This window comes from Rhodococcus sp. IEGM 27 (genome assembly GCF_033142305.1).
In the GTDB taxonomy this organism is placed as follows: Bacteria; Actinomycetota; Actinomycetes; order Mycobacteriales; family Mycobacteriaceae; genus Rhodococcus_F; species Rhodococcus_F oxybenzonivorans.
Genome location: NZ_JAWLSG010000003.1, coordinates 659,392 through 674,828 on the forward strand (window position 1 = coordinate 659,392; position 15,437 = coordinate 674,828).

Genomic DNA, 15,437 nt, shown 5'->3' on the forward strand with positions numbered 1-15,437 from the left:
AAGTACTCACGGGGGCGAAGCTCTCAGTGCGCCTCGGCGAGTTCCGCTCCGATGCCGGTCTCGGCCCGCACCAGCATTTCGGCGAACTTTTCGTCTCGGTCGGACTTGATGCCGTTCCGCCGTTCCGCGACGAGCGAGCCGATCACTGCTGCAGCCAGACCCAGAGGCATCGTGATGATGACGGGCAATTGGATGGTGAGCGGTGCCGGTCCGCTACCTAACCAGAGCGCCTCTGTGAACATCAGGCTGATTACGGTCGACGCCAGCCCCACCGAGATTCCCCACACGGCTCCTGTGCTGTTGAACCGTCGCCAGTTGAGACTGAGGAGCAGGCTGGGCAGGTGAGCGCTTCCCGCCACCATGAACGCCATTCCCATGAAATAGGTGATATTCGTGCTGTCGCCAATTGCCATGGTCAGCCCGATGGCGATGATGCTGAACGCAACCGCCGCATATCGGGCGATCTTCGCTTCCCGGATGTCCGTGGATTCCGTGTCGGCGATCTTCGTGCGGGTGACGGTGGGCCAGACATCGTGGGCGAAAGTGCCCGCCGCCGAGATCACCACACCGGCGACCACGGCGACGATGCTGGCGAATGCCACGGCCGCCACCATGGCCAAGGCGATGGATCCGCCTACCGTGCCGACGCCACCGCCGAGTTCGGTGACCAGCGTGGGTGCCGCAAGGTTGCCTCCGGCACCGACGCGATCTGCTCCGTCGGGTCCGAGAAGTGCAGCGGTGCCGAATCCCATGACGATGACGATCAGGTAGAAGGCGCTGCACAGCGCGACAGTCCAGCCGAGAGACTTCCGTGCCGTCGCGGCCTCCGGGACCGTGAAGAAGCGAATGAGGATGTGCGCCATGCCCGCGGTGCCGAGGGCGAAAGCCAGTGAGTACGAGATGAGATTGATTGCGCCGGTCTGTCCGAAGATGAGTCCGGGCGTCAGGATCGCATCTCCTGCGGCGGCGTTGTCGGTGGCGTCGGACAAGACGGAGGGGAGACTGAACCCGAACTTCGCCAGAATTCCCAAGCAGACGATGACGGCCAGGACGGACAGGATGGACGACTTGATCACCTGGACCCAGGTGGTGGCAAGCATGCCGCCGACGAAGACGTAGATGCCCATCAAACTTCCGGCGACGACGACGGAGAGCCCGAAGGGAATGCCCGATACCGATTCGAGGAGGACGCCCGCCGCGACGAGCTGGGCCAGCAGCACGAATGTGCCGGTGACGATAGTGCTGAGTGCGACCACCACCCGGACCTGCCGGGCACCTGTCCGGAACACGAGAACGTCAGCAAGGGTGTACTTTCCGACGTTGCGCATCTTCTCGGCGAGGAGGAACAGCACCGGCAGGAAGGAGACGACGGAGGTGCACAGGATCACCGCCCCGTCGACGCCCTTGTAGAAGATCAGTCCGGTGGTACCCAGGAAGCTACCCGCCGAGATGAACTCGCCGGCAATCGCGAAACCGTTCTGCCAGCCGGTGATCGAGCGGCCGGCGGCGAAGAAGCCGGTGGCGCTGCGACTGCGCCGGGACGCGGCAAAGGTGACCCAGAGGGTCAGGGAGATGACCGCAGAGCAAATGGCAATGGCAAGGTAATCGGCTTCGCCCGTCATGCGGCACGCTCCTGTTGGCGTAGTTCGATGGCCAGTACGGCCGCATCGGCGGCCGGCTGAATGTAGGTCCGGGATAGCCGGAAGTAGGCGTACACCAGAAGCCAGGTGCCGGCGAACTGGGAGAACACCACCCACAGTGAGAGCGGTATGCCTGAAAGTGCAGTCCCGCCGAGGACTTCGGGGAAGAAGGCGAACCCGACGAGGAAGCCGGTGAACAATCCGACCGCAACGACACCGAGGCTTGCCGTCACGGCGCGGCGACGTCGTCGCAGTTCGACGAACTCCGGGAGTGCCAGGATCGGTGACCAGATCGCGGCGCCGGATTCGGTGAGGGAGGCGTCGGTGGTCATGCGTGCACCGCCGCACGGCGCGCGGAGTCGAGCGCGAACCGATTCTCGTCCCAGCCGTCGGTCAGCGGCCCGAAGTAGTGGAAGCGGACCTGCTTGCGACGGTACAGCCAGCGGTCGCCGACGCGGACCACCTCGTCGGTGTATCGGCCCGCCGCGATCGACGACGTGCCACCCGACACGCACGGCTGCCACAGAAACGAGCGCACGACCGCGCGATCCCCGTCCAGGTCGATCTCGAGGTTGGTGATGAAGTGCCAGAACGCCGTGAGGCCACCGGCGGCGAGCCCGGAGAAGAACTCCTTCATCTCGGCCTTACCGCGGGGGTTCGACAAGCCGTCGAACTCCCCGTCGTCGGTGAACAAGTCCATCAGAGCGTCCCAGTCTCCGTCGTCGAGTAGACGGCAGTACTGCGCGTCGAGTGTCCGGATGGACTCGAGGTCTTCCAGTCGGCGGATTCGTTCTTCGAGGGTGCTCAAGGCGGCGTACCTCCACGGTGCAGAGCGGATGAGACGACACGGTCATTAACGACCGTTCATGTGATGGGGACCATAATCGAGGGTGGGAGGGTAGTCAAGACGACGGTTGTTGCCCATCTGTCCTGGTCGCTCTACCCTCCGAGAGATGAACACTCGGTCAATCGTCGCCGCTCAGCCGACCGTTCGGCAGCGCATTCTGGACACTGCGCTCGACGAGTTCTACTTCTCGGGGTTTCACGCCGCGACGATGCGGAACATCGCGAAAAGTGCCGGTTGTAGTGCGGCGAACGTGTACAACCACTTCGAGAACAAGGCCGAGCTCCTCGTCGACATTCTGCGTTCCGCGAGCGACGAGCAGTTCACCGCTACCCGGAACGCCCTGCGGAAAGCGGGCCCGGCGCCGGCGGATCGGTGGCGAGCTGCCGTGGTGGCGCACTCGCTGTACACCGCGCGACACCAGCGCGCCTGCCTGGTCGCCAACACGGAACTGCGGTACCTCGAAGAAGTCGATCGCAAGCGGGTGGTCGGATCCCGGGACGCGCAGGAACACCTCTTCGTCACCATCGCCGAAGAGGGTGTGACCAGCGGCGACTTCGATGTTCCCCACGTCCATCAGGCCGTCACCGCGGTCTTGACCATGTGTGCCGGCATCGCTCTCTGGTATCGGGCCGAGGGTCCTCTCTCGGCGCAAGCGGTTGCCGATTCGTATGGCGTCTATGCGCTCAACCTCGTGGGATACCGCGCGCTCTGAGTCGGCGCTGTCCGAGGTCACCGTTGACGCCGGCGGCGCACCCGTGCTGTACTGGGTGAACAAGCGTTAATGTGATTCGGGTGTGGAACCTGAGTTCCCCCGTCTCGCGCCCCGAATCTCGAATGGATGAGGAGTGTCCATGACTCACCGGCCGTCACAGCCGCGAACCGATTCGCCGCGATATCTCACCGAGGATCGACTGGCGATCCGTGACCTGGCACGCGACTTCGCGATGAGCCAGGTGCTGCCCGTCGCCAACGAACTCGATCCGGTCCAGGGGACCATCCCCGACACCCTCAAGAAGGCCATGGCGGACGTCGGGTTCTTCGGCATCATGATCCCCGAAGAGCACGGCGGTCTCGGTCTCGGTGTATTCGAGTACTGCCTTGTGGCCGAAGAACTCTCCCGTGCGTGGATGAGCGTGTCGGGGCTCCTGGCGCGTGGCAACGGGATGGGGGGCGGCTTCACGCCCGAGCAGGAAGCCGATCTCCTGCCCAAGGTGGCGCGCGGTGAGTATCTGGGTGCTTACGCGTTGTCCGAGGCGGAGGCCGGTTCGGACGTCGCCAACATTTCGTGCCGTGCGGTCCGGGACGGCGACGACTGGGTGGTGAGCGGCACCAAGATGTGGTGCACCTACGCCGACGAGGCCGACTACCTCGTTCTCTTCGCCCGGACGGACCCGCAGAAGGATCCCGCCAAGCCGCATCGCGGCATCAGCGCCTTCCTCATCGAGAAGGAGCGCGGCGAGTTCCCGCAGGGCATCAGCGGTACCAAGATCCGCAAGATCGGCTATTTCGGCTGGAACACGTGGGAGTTGTCGTTCGACAACTACCGGGTGCCGGCCAGCGCGATGCTGGGTGAGGAAGGCAAGGGCTTCTACCTGGCAGTGAGTGGTCTGGAGGTGGGTCGTGCGCACACCGCTGCGCGGGCCATCGGCCTCGCCCGGGCCGCGCTCGAGGACTCGATCGCCTACCTCCACACCCGTCGGCAGTTCGGTCACGAACTGGCAGATTTCCAGCATCTGCGCTTCAAGGTCGCGACGATGGCGGCCGACATCGAAGCTGCCCGCCAGCTCATGTACTCGGTGGCCACCGATATCGACACCGGACGCCGGTGCTCCCTCGAAGCGTCGATGTGCAAACTCGTCGCGACCGAGATGGCCGAACGCGTCACCAGTGAGGCCGTGCAGATCCATGGGGGCGCGGGCTACACCACCGACTTCCAAGTGGAAAGACATTGGCGCGACGCACGATTGACGAAGATCTTCGAAGGTACCAGTGAAATTCAGATGCGGATCATCTCGGACGAGTTGCTGGGGAGAGTGTCGGAATGAGTGTCCTCACACAACAGCAGCGCCTGGCTGTCGGCGATCGGGCCGTCAGCGCCGAGCGCCGGGTGTCCGACGTCATTGCCGCGTCGGGCGCTACCTTCCCCGGATCGGGTGCGTCACTCACGGGGGTCGTGGTCGCCGGAGTGCTCGACGCATCGAACCTGGACGGCGCAGCCCGAACTGGTCTGCAATGGAACACCGTGTCGGCGGTAGAGGCCGACGACGTCGTTCGGGCCGAGTCGGTGATTACCCGCGTTCAGCGGTCCGCGGACACGGTGGAGGTCGACCGGCATCTGCGGTTGATCGACGAGAACGGAAACGTCCGGGAGCAAGGAATCGAAACCTGGCGGCTGCCTGAGGGGTCTGCCGTCGGAACCGATCCGGCCACGGATTTCTGCACCGTCGCGTGGGCGGAGCTTCTCCGCGAACCACTTGCCGACGACCGGAACTTCACCTCGTCGTTGGCCACCTGGGACGGGACGATAGGCCTGTGCTGCCTCGACGGTTCGGGGCACAACCGTGAGGTGCATCTGAGGATTTACCGTGGACGCATCATCGACATCAGTAGGCGTGTTCCCGGGGGTGCGACGTTCACGCTTCGCGCGCCGGCGTCGACCTGGGTGGACTTGGTGTTCGGTGAACATCACGACTTCATGCGACGTGCGATCCGAGGCGAGTTCTCTTCCGCGGGAGACGGTTACGAATATCTGCGTCTCACCAAGCCACTCGACATCCTCGTCACCCACGCCCGCGCCGCCGCGAATGACCGACGACGCGCGCAGAACGACACTTCGCCACTCACCGGGGGAAGGGAGGCCCGCTCATGATCGAGGCCCGCTATCTGAACATCGATGGGGCTCTCGGGTTCGTCGAGATCCTCACACCCGACACGTCCACGGACGGCACACCCACGGTGCTGTGTCTGCACACCGCGGGACAGAGCGGGGTGCAATGGCGGCACGTGGCATCGGCACTGTCGAGGAGGGGTTATCGGGTGATCGTGCCCGACCTTCCCGGTCACGGCCGATCCGAGCCTGCGGTCGGCGGACCCGTCACCGATCTCGTCGTCTACGCGAACTGGCTGTGGAAAGTGCTCGACCTGCTCGGAGTCGAGCGACCCTATGTCATAGGGTGCTCGATCGGCGGGAAGCTGACCCTCGAGCTGGCGACGCGCCCCGAGCGTCCACTGGCCGGCGCGATCGCGATGGCAGCCGAGGCAGGGCCCGGCCGGGTCAACGTCGGCGGACTGCGGCGCGAACTCGAGGATGTCGCCGGTCCGAGTCGCGGTGACCGCACCTACCTCGGCACCCTGGCCTCGGTGGGTCACTCCGTGCCCGCGGAGGCCGCCCAGCTGATCGCCACGATGCACAAGCGTGAAGACCCGGAGATCTCGTCCTCGGATCTCATCGCCTGGGGAACGCATGACGTCCGGAACAGGTTGGCCCGCATCACGTGCCCCCTCCACGTCGTCGCCGGAGAACAGGACCCCTGGATCCAGACGGGTGCGGTCGAGAAGGTGGCAGCACTGCTCAATTCGGCGCGACCGGACTACGCGCGCTACACGATGCTCGACGGAATCGGCCACTACCCCATGGAGGAGGTCGACGACTTCGCGTCGTTGGCGGACCAGTGGCTGACCGAGCTGCGTGCGGCCGAGGTGCTCTCGTGACGGCACACGACACGGCCACCCGCCATGACACGCTCGCTTCGCTGCTCGACGAACTGGTGACGGCCGACCCGGATGCTGTCATGACGATCGACGTCGTGGGTGACAGGCGGGTACCCACGACCCGTGCCGAGTTCACTGCACGCGCCTCCGGTGTGGCGTCGGAACTGCGACAGGCCGGTATTCGGCGTGGCCAGTGTGTGGCTGTGCTGCTGCCGAACTGGTCGGATGCGGTGCTCTGGCAATGGGCGGCGTCGGCGGTCGGGGCACACGTCATCGGGGTGAACACCCGCTACAACACCCAGGAGATCACCCACATTCTCACCTCGGCCAGGCCGGCGGTAGTCGCGGTGGCCGCCCGGTTCCACGGACTCGATCTGTTCGGACGCCTACGGGATGCACAGCAGTCCCTCGACATCCCGGCTCCGGTGATCGCCGTCGTGCGAGGGCCGGAAGAGGGCGCGTCCGAGCTCGAGCGCGCCGCATTCGACCTCGGCAGTGGCGCCTGGAACGTGGGCGACGGGACCGACGGTTCGGTGCGGGTACCGCAGATGCCCGACATGGCCACCACGACCGTGGCCGGCGCCCACTCGGACGCCGACGACCCGCTCGCAGTGGCATTTACGACTTCGGGATCCACCGGGGTACCTAAACTGGCCGCACATCGGGAAAGTGCAATCGTTCGCCACGCACGCGCGGACGCCCGCCTTCTCGACATCGAGCCCGGTGATGTGACCCTGTGTGTGCTACCGGTCTCCGGCGTCTTCGGATTCAGTACCGCGATGGCGACACTCGCGGGCGGTGGTGCGCTGTTGATGGAACCGGTGTTCGACGCGTCCGCGACGTTGCGTCGTATGCAGTCGGAGAAGGTCACGCACGTCGTGGGCGGCGACGACCTCTTCACCCGCCTGTACGACACTTGGCACGGCGGGGAACGCGCCGACCTGTCTTCGCTGAAGAGGATCGGCATCGCCGATTTCCTCGGCCGATCTCATGAGGTGGCAGCGTGGGTGCGTGACGATTTCGGTGCCGTCACCACCGGCGTCTTCGGGTCGTCCGAGGTGTTCGCCCTGATGCTGCTCTGGACGGATGACGACCCGGAGTCGTTGCGGTGGAACGGTGGTGGACGTCCGGTGTCCCCGGAGATCGAGGTTCGGATAGCCGACCCTCTCGACGACTCGGTACTACCGGACGGTCAGCAGGGTGAACTTCAGGTCCGCGGACCGAACGTCGTCGACGCGTATCTCGGTAATCCGGATGCAGCGGCGCGAGCATTCACAGCGGACGGGTGGTTTCGCAGCGGCGATCTTGCCGTCGCAACGGGCGACGGCGGCTATACGTACGTATGCCGGATGGGTGACGTACTGCGGTTGCGCGGATTCTTGGTGGATCCGGCGGAGATCGAGCACCGGTTGGCCGAGCACGAGTCCGTGCACCTGGCGAAGGTCGTCGGGATCACCGGCGCCGGCGGGTACACCCAGGCAATCGCCTTCGTCGTGCCCACCGAGGGTGCAGAAACCGGCGCTGCCCAACTGAAGGCCTGGTGCGCAGAGTCGTTGGCAGCGTTCAAGGTTCCGAGCGCAGTGCACATCATCGAACGAATGCCCACCACGGTGGGTGGAAACGGAACCAAGATCCGAGCGGTCGAGCTGCGCGAATGGGCGCAGCAGTGGACCGATCACGAAAGGGATTTCCGCAGTGCCTGATAATTCGAATGCCCAAGCGAACGATGTCGTCGTCTGTGAGCCCCTGCGTACCCCGGTCGGACGTTATGGCGGGCAGTTCAGGGACGTTCCCGCCGCGGACCTCGGTGCCCGCGTGGTGTCCGAGCTTCTGGCCCGCACGAAGATCGAACCGGAAAGCGTCGACGACGTCATCTTCGGGCAGTGCTATCCCAACGGTGAAGCACCCGCCATCGGCAGGGTGGTGGCCCTGGACGCCGGCCTGCCGGTGACCGTTCCCGGACAGCAACTCGATCGCCGTTGTGGGTCCGGCCTGCAAGCAGTGCTCGACGCAGCGATGCGTGTGCAGACGGGGGTGGCCGAGTTGGTCATCGCCGGCGGCGTGGAGTCGATGAGTCGTGCCGAGTACTACACCGAGTCGATGCGCTGGGGAGCGGGCGGAGCGCCGGCAGCACTGCACGACCGTCTGGCGCGCGGGCGGGTGACCGCGGGTGGCCGGAACTACCCGGTTCCCGGCGGCATGCTCGAGACGGCGGAGAACCTACGTCGCAAGTACGCCATCAGCCGCAGCGAGCAGGACGAACTTGCGGTGAAATCCCATCAGAGGGCTGTCGCCGCGATCGAGTCGGGGAAGTTCGCTGAGGAGATCGTTCCGGTGGAGGTCCCCCGCCGCAAGGGCGACCCGCAGCGTGTCGATCGGGACGAACATCCCCGGGCGGACACGACGGTCGAGTCACTCGCCCGATTGCGCCCGATCATGGGCCACAGCGACCCCGATGCGACCGTCACCGCAGGCAACGCAAGTGGGCAGAACGACGGCGCCGCAGCCTGTCTCGTCACCACCCGCGCCCAGGCGGAGCGTCTCGGCCTTCGGCCACTCGCAAGACTGGTCACCTGGGCCGTGGCCGGGGTCGAGCCGTCCGAAATGGGTATCGGACCGGTGCCGTCCACCGAGCGGGCACTGAAGCGTGCGGGGCTGACGCTCGCAGACATCGACCTGATCGAACTGAACGAGGCATTTGCGGCACAGGCGCTGGCCGTCACGCGGGAATGGAACTTCGGAACACAGGATTTCGACCGCACCAACGTCAACGGGTCGGGCATCTCGCTCGGTCATCCCGTCGGTGCGACGGGAGTGCGGATCCTCGCCACCCTGTTGCGCGAAATGGACCGTCGCGGCGCCCGCTACGGACTCGAAACGATGTGCATCGGCGGCGGCCAGGGATTGACGGCCATCTTCGAGCGGGCATAGCCACTCAGCTGTCGAGAGTCCGAATCCAGTCGGTAAGCGCCCGCACAACCTGTGCGGGCGCTTCCGGCAGTAGTGCGTGACTGGCGTTCGGGATGACGGACACGGTGACCACTTCGCCCAACTGGTCCCGCAATTCGTTCGCCGTCTCACGGGGTCGAAACGGGTCCAGAGCTGCCTGAAGGTCGAGAATCGGCTGATACGCCACGGCCCACCACTCGTCTTTGGGTGTAGCGGCCGAGGCTGCGAGCTGCCTCTTCGACACGTCCGGGTACCAGCCGGTGAGCCACTCGGCAGGGTCGTTGCCCGGTGCGAAGAACCCGGTCTGCAGATGGCGGAGCCGCTCGGATTCGGGCAGGGACGAGTCGGCGCACCGCACCGCCAGCGTGGTCAACTCGGCAGGATAGTGTCGCGCCCCACCCGCCGCGACCACGACGCCGCGCACCAGCTCCGGCCGGTCGGCCGCCAGCATCCGGGCGACGTAATGCCCGAAGGCATGGCCGACCACCACTGCCGCGCCGTTGTCCTGCGCCTCGATCACTGCCGCCACGTCGGCGGCGAGGTCATGCAAGGTGATGTTGTCGAGCGGTCCTTCGCTCCGGCCGATTCCGCGCGGCTGCGGGCGGGAGACGCGGTGCCCGTTTTGCGCCAAACCCTCTGCGACGTCGTCATAGTCGTACGATTCTCGGCCCAGCGAGGGCAGGAGAATTACCGACGGACCGTTCCCCTCGACGACGACCTCGATCACCGCGTCGCGAGTGTGCATGAACTCGGTCGTTCTGCCTGTCATCATGCTTCCTGTCCTGTATAGCAATGCCCCGGGTGAGGCGATTCGCATCGCCTCACCCGGGGAGATGGTGGGTATCAGTCCGTGGCGGGATCGAGCGCGAAGTCGTAGTCGACCACCTTACGTCCCGCGTCGTCGATCACTGGATCGAGCAGCAGTTCGGGTTTGGTCGCAGTCGCGACATCGTCGTCGACCCAGTCCCCACCGGCAAAGTACAGCTGCGTGATGATCGGCCGCTTGCCGGGAGAGGTCACCCGCAGGTGGAGATGCGCCGGACGCCACGGGTGCCACCCGGCAGCCTCGATGAACTTGCCGGTGGGTCCGTCGGTCGGGATCTGGTACGGCGCAGGCTGAATAGTCGTGATCTCGTATCTTCCCTCCGAGTCGGTCACGATGGTGCCGCGCAGATTCCACTCCGGGAGGTGGGGCGCGAACTGAGAGTAGTAGCCTTCGTCGTCAGCATGCCACAACTCGATGGTTGCCCCGCTGAGTCCTGCGCCGTCCAGGTCGGTCACCTGACCACGGAGGACCAGCGCCGGGTGCCCCCGATCTTCGTCGCGCATCGGAAGCGTGCACCGGGCCGGGAGCTGTGGGGCTCCGGGAACGTAGTACGGCCCCTCGATGCTTCCTTTGGTGCCCTTGAAGTTCCGCGAGTTCACCTCTTCGATGTCGTGCTCGACGAACACGTCGAGAAGTAGCGGCCACTCGCCGCCCTCGCCCACATCGATGAGCCACTGCTTGAGGACGCGGTACTCCGGATAGGTGACGGCATGCTTCTTGATCAGCGCGCTCAATCCGGCGAGCGCCTCGGTGGCGATGGCCGACAGACGCTCCGGCGAGGTATCGGCCGTGAATCTGGCGCCCTTGAATTTGTCCGTCGCGGCGTTGCCGGAGCCGACCGCGGTGGGGCTGTCGGTGGTGGTCATATTCTCTCCTGGTCTGAGGGGCTAGCTGCGGCCGAAGTAGGAGACATCGTCGTTGCCGATCAGGTCCGGCACCGTCCAGCCGTCGAGGTCGTACTCGGCCAGGCACTGCTCGGCCAGGCCCTTCATGGAGCTGACGGTTCCCCGGTTCTCGGCGAACATGAGCAGTTCCGCCTTGACGCCTTCGTGGTTGCCGGCGTAGTTGCGTTCGTACAGTTCGTGGCGGCCACCGAACTCGCTGCCGATCGAATCCCACAGCGCCTTCATGATCTTGACGCGGTCGACCGCGGTCATGCCCTCCGACCCGCGGACGTACTTGTCGAGGTACGGACGCACATCGGGACTCTTGAAGTCGGCGGCCGACGACGGCAGATAGATCAGCCCGGATGCCACATCCTGCTCGATGATCTCCTTGATGCGGGGGTAACCCTGCTGCATGAACATGCGGTAGGTGAGGCCGTACTCGAGCTTGGGGATGACCGTGTCGCCCACCCACGGCTCCGGGTCGCGGACCATCGATTCGGTGAGGGACCAGAACAAGTTGCGCCAGCCGATCACTTCACCGACGCGGGTCTGTACCCCTCGGAAACCGCCCGCTCCGGTGGCGTCGAGCGCCTTCATCAGAAGTCCGGCGATGAAGTCGAGCTTCACGGCGAGTCGCGTGCACCCCTGCAGGGTGAAGCGCGGCAGGAAGCCCGACTGCGGGAAGAAAGCGTTGATCTTCTCCACGTCGCCGTACATGAAAACGTTCTCCCACGGCACGAGTACCTTGTCGAAGACGAAGATCGTGTCGTTCTCGTCCATCCGGCTCGACAGGGGGTAGTCGAACGGGCTTCCCATCACCGCCGCCTGCTGCGTGTAGGACGTGCGGCAGATCAGCTTCACGCCCGGGGCGTCCATCGGCACCGTGCAGATGAGCGCGAATTCCTTCTTCTTGATCGGCAGACCGTAGTGGGCGATGAAGTTGTAGTTGGTGATAGCCGAACCGGTCGCAACCACCTTGGCACCGGAGACGATGATGCCTGCGTCGGTTTCCTTCTCCACCTTCATGAACACGTCGCCGACCTCGTCCGGAGGCAGCTGCCGGTCGACCGGCGGGTTGATGATGGCGTGGTTCCAATACAGGACCTTCTCCTGTGACTCCTTGTACCAGCGTTCGGCGTTGTCCTGGAACGGTGAGTACAGCTCCTTGTTCGCGTGCAAGGTTCCGAGGAAGGAGGCCTTGTAGTCGGGGGACCGGCCCATCCAGCCGTAGGTCATCCGTGCCCAGGTGGCGATGGCGTCGCGGTCCTTCAGCAGGTCGTCCGAAGTCTTCGACGCCCGGAAGAACGGCATGGTGACGCCTCCGTTTCCGGTGTCGGTGGGTGTTGTCAATGTGTCGACGTGCTCGCCGGTGTGCATCGCGTCGTAGAGACGCGCGGTCATGCGAATGGGGTTCCGGAACGCCGGGTGGGTGGTGACGTCCTTTACTCGCTCGCCGTGGAGGTAGATCTCGCGGTCGTCGCGCAGCGACTCGATGTATTCGTCACCGGTCATGGGCCGCGACGCGAAGTTCTTCGTGCGGTTGGCCTCGCTGTCGGCGGCCACGTTGACCTTGGTGCGGTCGACGGCGGTCTCGGGGGCGGATTCGGTGGTGGTCATGGTGTTCCTCTCTTGATCAGAATTACGAGGCAGCCTGGGCGAGTTGCAGGTGGAGCGGAGTGAACGAGGCGGCGGCGTCGAACCATCCGCTGTGAGGGTCGTCGAGGCAGCCGTTCCACGCCGTGGTACCTGAAGTGGCTCCCAGGTCATGAAAAGTACTGCGGTAGAACAGCAGCGGATCTTTGGTCGAGTCGACGGACGCGTCGACGATCTCGCCGATAAAGATGATGTGGTCACCGCCGTCGTAGGAGGCCCAGGGTGAGCAGATCAGCGTTGCTGCGTTGCCGGACAGTGCGGGAGCGATACCCGCGGAGTCCCACACCGGTTCCGTCCGTTGCGGCTTCCCGGCGAAGTGCATGGCCGTGGCGAGTTGATCGGCGGCGAGGATGTTCACCGCGAACGGTGCGTCGGTCAAGTAGCCGCACGCCTTCGATTTCCGGGTCAGCGTCACCTGGCACAGCCGAGGCTCGATCGAGATGGCGGTGAAGGCCGTGACAGTAGCTCCGTGCGGAGTGCCGTCTGCGTTGGTGCACGTGATCACGGTGACGCCGCTGGCGAACTGGCCGAAGATGTTACGCAGAGTGCGTTGATCCATTTCGAGACCGCCTTTCTGCACGATTCGTGCGAACGCCCCTGCATTTCCGGGGCATGCACACAACATATGACGGCCGTCACAACCCGTCGATCCGCATTGCGAAGGCGCGATCCGGATCGCGAAAGAGAGTTGCCGGGGCCGGCGTCCACGCCCTTGTAGTGACGGACATCACAGGCGATGCTAAGGTCGGGAATTGCCCGTGCGCGGCCGTAGCGCGAGGTGAGAGGTCTGGAAGCAGGCATGCGAGAACAGCTGGTGGGTTCGGGTTTCACGGACTGGGACGAAGTCCACGAGGTGGTGGCCGACGCGTACTTCCCTCACGACCTGCGTCCGCTGTCCCGGGACGACGCGGCAAGGTCATCGCTCGAGTCCGCCGAACTCGGCCCCTCCCGGCTCGCGCGAATCGGGTTCGGCGCGGCCGTGTCGATCGAATCCGACCACCCGGGCGCATACGGCATCAACATCCCGCTGGCCGGCCACATCGTGTCCGTCACCGGTGCGAGGGAAGTGACCTCGACGCCAGGATTCGCGACCATCTGCCCACCTGACACCCGCACCGTGATCACCGACTGGAGTAGCTCCTGCGAAATCATCGGTTTCAAGGTGGAGCGAAACTATTTGCAGCGGGAGATGGATCGCGTACTCGCAAGGCCGGGCCGGCAGTTGCCGCGGCAACTCGATCTGCGGTCCGGCGCGGGCGCCGAATGGCTGGGATTCGTCCGATCCGTCGCCGACCAGGCGTTGCACAACAGCATCCTCCTGCAGAGCGAGCAGGTGTCGCGGCAGCTCTGCGGTGCACTCACCACCGCGCTGGTGCTCGCCGCGATGCCAGATGACGACGCCGGCGTATCGGGTATCCGACCGCGCATCGTCAAACGGGTGGTCGACGCGATCCAACAAGACCCCGCCCGCCCCTGGACAGCGGGCGAGATGGCCGAACTCGTCGACGTCAGCGTCCGCCGCATGCAGCAGGGATTCCGCGAATACGTGGGCATGACGCCGATGGAATATCTCAGCGACGTCCGGCTCGAGCGCGTCCACGCAGACCTTTGTGCAAGCTGCTCTCCGACAACGGTTTCCGACGTCGCTTCGCGCTGGGGTGTCATGCACACCGGCAGATTCGCGGCCGCCTACCGGCGCAAGTACGGGGTGACGCCGTCCGACACCCTGCGGGGCGGGGAGTCCTGACGCGTTGATCTGCGGAACGTGTCGGACCCTGGGGTAGTGTTGCACTCGTCAATTCGACTGGGGGGTCGGTGAATAGCGCAGTGCTCAATAACTCATTGTTGATTAGCTCAGTGTTGAATAGTCCGGTGGCAGAGCAGCTGTCGACGTTGTCTGCGTCTATTGACGCGCTCCTCGGAAGCGATTTGACGGCACTGCGCGACGCCGACGTGCTCGAGGCCATGCGGCGGTTGGAGCAGTCGCTGCGCCGCGCCGACGCGGTGTCACATCGGTTGGTCGTCGAGAGTGTCGAACGCTCGATACCGGCCGCGCTCGGATACAACTCGCCGAACAAATTACTAGTCGATGTTCTCCGTGTGTCTGCGGTGGACGCATCCGCCCGCGTCACGGCAGCGCGGAGCCTCGGCGGGTGGCATACGTTGGCCGGTGATTCGATCGACCCATCACTGCCGGAAACTGCTGCAGCGCAACGTGACGGCGACATCGGTCTCGGACACGCGCGCGCAGTGGCCAAGGTGATGCGGAAGATCCCGCACGCTGTCGGCAACGACGACGTTTCCCACGCCGAATCGATCCTGGGCCAGCTGGCGCGAACCGGGACACCCGAGGACGTCGAGCAGGCCGGGCACCGGATCCTCGCGTACCTCAACCCAGACGGAAACCTCGGTGACGACCGTGACCGCAGGCGCAGACGCGGCATCTCGCTCGCGCGGCAGGATTCGGAACTGATGTCGAGAATCTCCGGTGAACTCGACCCCACGGCGCGAGCGTTGCTCGACCCGATCCTCGCCAAATGGGCCCGCCCCGGAATGAACAACCCCGGCGATCCGGAATCACCGACTGGTGACAGCGAAGACCCCACACTCGATCGCACAGCACTCGCAGCGGCGGCGGCGCACGACACCCGCTCGGCGGCCCAACGTAACCATGACGCGTTCAGTGCCATATTCCGGGCACTGCTCGAAACGGGGGTACTCGGCAGACATCGCGGCCTGCCCGTCACCGCGATCATCATGATGACGCTGGATCAACTCGAAAAGGCCGCAGGCGGTCTCGCGACGACAGCGAGCGGTGGCCTCCTACCCCTCGAGGACGCATTGAAGCTCGCCGAGCATGCTCATCCAGTTCTCGTACTGTTCGACCATTCCGGTCGTCCTCTCCGCCTCGGTAGACGTCGCCG

The 15,437-nt window shown here is 65.1% G+C and carries 14 protein-coding genes and 1 pseudogene; 8 read left to right on the forward strand and 7 right to left on the reverse strand.

What is annotated here, in order from left to right; genetic code table 11:
* Positions 1–23: 23 nt before the first annotated feature.
* Genes R4P95_RS13975 through R4P95_RS13985 form a run of 3 tightly spaced genes read right to left on the reverse strand, consistent with a single transcriptional unit; the run spans position 24 to position 2,448 of the window.
* Positions 24–1,622 carry a cation acetate symporter gene (locus R4P95_RS13975; RefSeq protein ID WP_213576106.1) on the reverse strand — a complete coding sequence of 533 codons (1,599 nt, stop codon included), beginning with the start codon at positions 1,620–1,622 and terminating at the stop codon, positions 24–26.
* On the reverse strand, positions 1,619–1,972 hold the full coding sequence (locus tag R4P95_RS13980) for a DUF485 domain-containing protein (protein ID WP_317744148.1): 354 nt from the start codon (positions 1,970–1,972) through the stop codon (positions 1,619–1,621). The genes R4P95_RS13975 and R4P95_RS13980 overlap by 4 nt, the downstream gene beginning before the upstream one ends.
* Positions 1,969–2,448 (reverse strand): nuclear transport factor 2 family protein, encoded by a 480-nt coding sequence (locus R4P95_RS13985; RefSeq protein WP_213576108.1) that lies wholly within the window; start codon positions 2,446–2,448, stop codon positions 1,969–1,971. Before R4P95_RS13985 ends, R4P95_RS13980 begins: the two co-directional genes overlap by 4 nt.
* Before the next feature lie 145 nt (positions 2,449–2,593).
* Between R4P95_RS13985 and R4P95_RS13990 the strand changes: the two genes are divergently transcribed.
* The 6 genes from R4P95_RS13990 (at position 2,594) to R4P95_RS14015 (ending at position 9,129) form a co-directional block, all read left to right on the forward strand.
* Positions 2,594–3,199 (forward strand): TetR/AcrR family transcriptional regulator, encoded by a 606-nt coding sequence (locus R4P95_RS13990; protein WP_317744147.1) that lies wholly within the window; start codon positions 2,594–2,596, stop codon positions 3,197–3,199.
* 139 nt (positions 3,200–3,338) lie between these two features.
* The gene (locus R4P95_RS13995) at positions 3,339–4,532 is read left to right on the forward strand and encodes an acyl-CoA dehydrogenase family protein (RefSeq protein WP_109333985.1); all 1,194 of its coding nucleotides are present in this window, start codon (positions 3,339–3,341) and stop codon (positions 4,530–4,532) included.
* A complete protein-coding gene (locus R4P95_RS14000; RefSeq protein ID WP_317744146.1) occupies positions 4,529–5,356 on the forward strand; it encodes a hypothetical protein in 828 nt (275 codons plus the stop codon). The genes R4P95_RS13995 and R4P95_RS14000 overlap by 4 nt, the downstream gene beginning before the upstream one ends.
* Positions 5,353–6,198, forward strand: a complete 846-nt coding sequence (locus tag R4P95_RS14005) for an alpha/beta hydrolase (protein ID WP_317744145.1) — start codon at positions 5,353–5,355, stop codon at positions 6,196–6,198. The genes R4P95_RS14000 and R4P95_RS14005 overlap by 4 nt, the downstream gene beginning before the upstream one ends.
* Positions 6,195–7,901 carry an AMP-binding protein gene (locus tag R4P95_RS14010; protein ID WP_317744143.1) on the forward strand — a complete coding sequence of 569 codons (1,707 nt, stop codon included), beginning with the start codon at positions 6,195–6,197 and terminating at the stop codon, positions 7,899–7,901. The genes R4P95_RS14005 and R4P95_RS14010 overlap by 4 nt, the downstream gene beginning before the upstream one ends.
* A complete protein-coding gene (locus tag R4P95_RS14015; protein WP_213576113.1) occupies positions 7,894–9,129 on the forward strand; it encodes an acetyl-CoA C-acetyltransferase in 1,236 nt (411 codons plus the stop codon). Before R4P95_RS14010 ends, R4P95_RS14015 begins: the two co-directional genes overlap by 8 nt.
* A gap of 4 nt (positions 9,130–9,133) precedes the next feature.
* On the opposite strand, the gene R4P95_RS14020 is transcribed toward R4P95_RS14015, so the two are convergent.
* The 4 genes from R4P95_RS14020 to R4P95_RS14035 all read right to left on the reverse strand — a co-directional run bounded on the left by R4P95_RS14020 (position 9,134) and on the right by R4P95_RS14035 (position 13,072).
* Positions 9,134–9,919, reverse strand: coding sequence for an alpha/beta hydrolase (locus tag R4P95_RS14020; RefSeq protein WP_317744142.1), 786 nt, complete (start codon positions 9,917–9,919; stop codon positions 9,134–9,136).
* A gap of 71 nt (positions 9,920–9,990) precedes the next feature.
* Positions 9,991–10,839, reverse strand: a complete 849-nt coding sequence (catA, locus tag R4P95_RS14025) for a catechol 1,2-dioxygenase (RefSeq protein ID WP_317744141.1) — start codon at positions 10,837–10,839, stop codon at positions 9,991–9,993.
* Between the two features lie 21 nt (positions 10,840–10,860).
* Positions 10,861–12,477: a 4-hydroxyphenylacetate 3-hydroxylase family protein gene (locus R4P95_RS14030; protein WP_317744140.1), complete on the reverse strand. Its 1,617-nt coding sequence runs from the start codon at positions 12,475–12,477 to the stop codon at positions 10,861–10,863.
* A 22-nt stretch (positions 12,478–12,499) separates the two neighbouring features.
* Positions 12,500–13,072, reverse strand: a complete 573-nt coding sequence (locus R4P95_RS14035) for a flavin reductase family protein (protein ID WP_213576117.1) — start codon at positions 13,070–13,072, stop codon at positions 12,500–12,502.
* Between the two features lie 240 nt (positions 13,073–13,312).
* Between R4P95_RS14035 and R4P95_RS14040 the strand changes: the two genes are divergently transcribed.
* Together R4P95_RS14040 and R4P95_RS14045 are read left to right on the forward strand one after the other, a co-directional pair.
* Entirely contained in the window at positions 13,313–14,260 is a 948-nt protein-coding gene (locus R4P95_RS14040) for an AraC family transcriptional regulator (RefSeq protein ID WP_317744139.1), read from the forward strand.
* A 218-nt stretch (positions 14,261–14,478) separates the two neighbouring features.
* Positions 14,479–15,420 (forward strand): annotated as a pseudogene (locus R4P95_RS14045) (DUF222 domain-containing protein); the annotation flags it as partial.
* Positions 15,421–15,437: the final 17 nt, after the last annotated feature.

Excerpts from the sequence above, each read along its gene's own strand:
- R4P95_RS13990 (WP_317744147.1), top strand. The coding sequence starts at position 2,594 with ATGAACACTCGGTCAATCGTCGCCGCTCAGCCGACCGTTCGGCAGCGC.
- R4P95_RS14030 (WP_317744140.1), bottom strand. The coding sequence starts at position 12,477 with ATGACCACCACCGAATCCGCCCCCGAGACCGCCGTCGACCGCACCAAG.
- catA (WP_317744141.1), bottom strand. The coding sequence starts at position 10,839 with ATGACCACCACCGACAGCCCCACCGCGGTCGGCTCCGGCAACGCCGCG.
- R4P95_RS14005 (WP_317744145.1), top strand. The coding sequence starts at position 5,353 with ATGATCGAGGCCCGCTATCTGAACATCGATGGGGCTCTCGGGTTCGTC.
- R4P95_RS14000 (WP_317744146.1), top strand. The coding sequence starts at position 4,529 with ATGAGTGTCCTCACACAACAGCAGCGCCTGGCTGTCGGCGATCGGGCC.
- R4P95_RS13995 (WP_109333985.1), top strand. The coding sequence starts at position 3,339 with ATGACTCACCGGCCGTCACAGCCGCGAACCGATTCGCCGCGATATCTC.
- R4P95_RS14035 (WP_213576117.1), bottom strand. The coding sequence starts at position 13,072 with ATGGATCAACGCACTCTGCGTAACATCTTCGGCCAGTTCGCCAGCGGC.
- R4P95_RS14020 (WP_317744142.1), bottom strand. The coding sequence starts at position 9,919 with ATGATGACAGGCAGAACGACCGAGTTCATGCACACTCGCGACGCGGTG.
- R4P95_RS13975 (WP_213576106.1), bottom strand. The coding sequence starts at position 1,622 with ATGACGGGCGAAGCCGATTACCTTGCCATTGCCATTTGCTCTGCGGTC.
- R4P95_RS14040 (WP_317744139.1), top strand. The coding sequence starts at position 13,313 with ATGCGAGAACAGCTGGTGGGTTCGGGTTTCACGGACTGGGACGAAGTC.
- R4P95_RS13980 (WP_317744148.1), bottom strand. The coding sequence starts at position 1,972 with ATGACCACCGACGCCTCCCTCACCGAATCCGGCGCCGCGATCTGGTCA.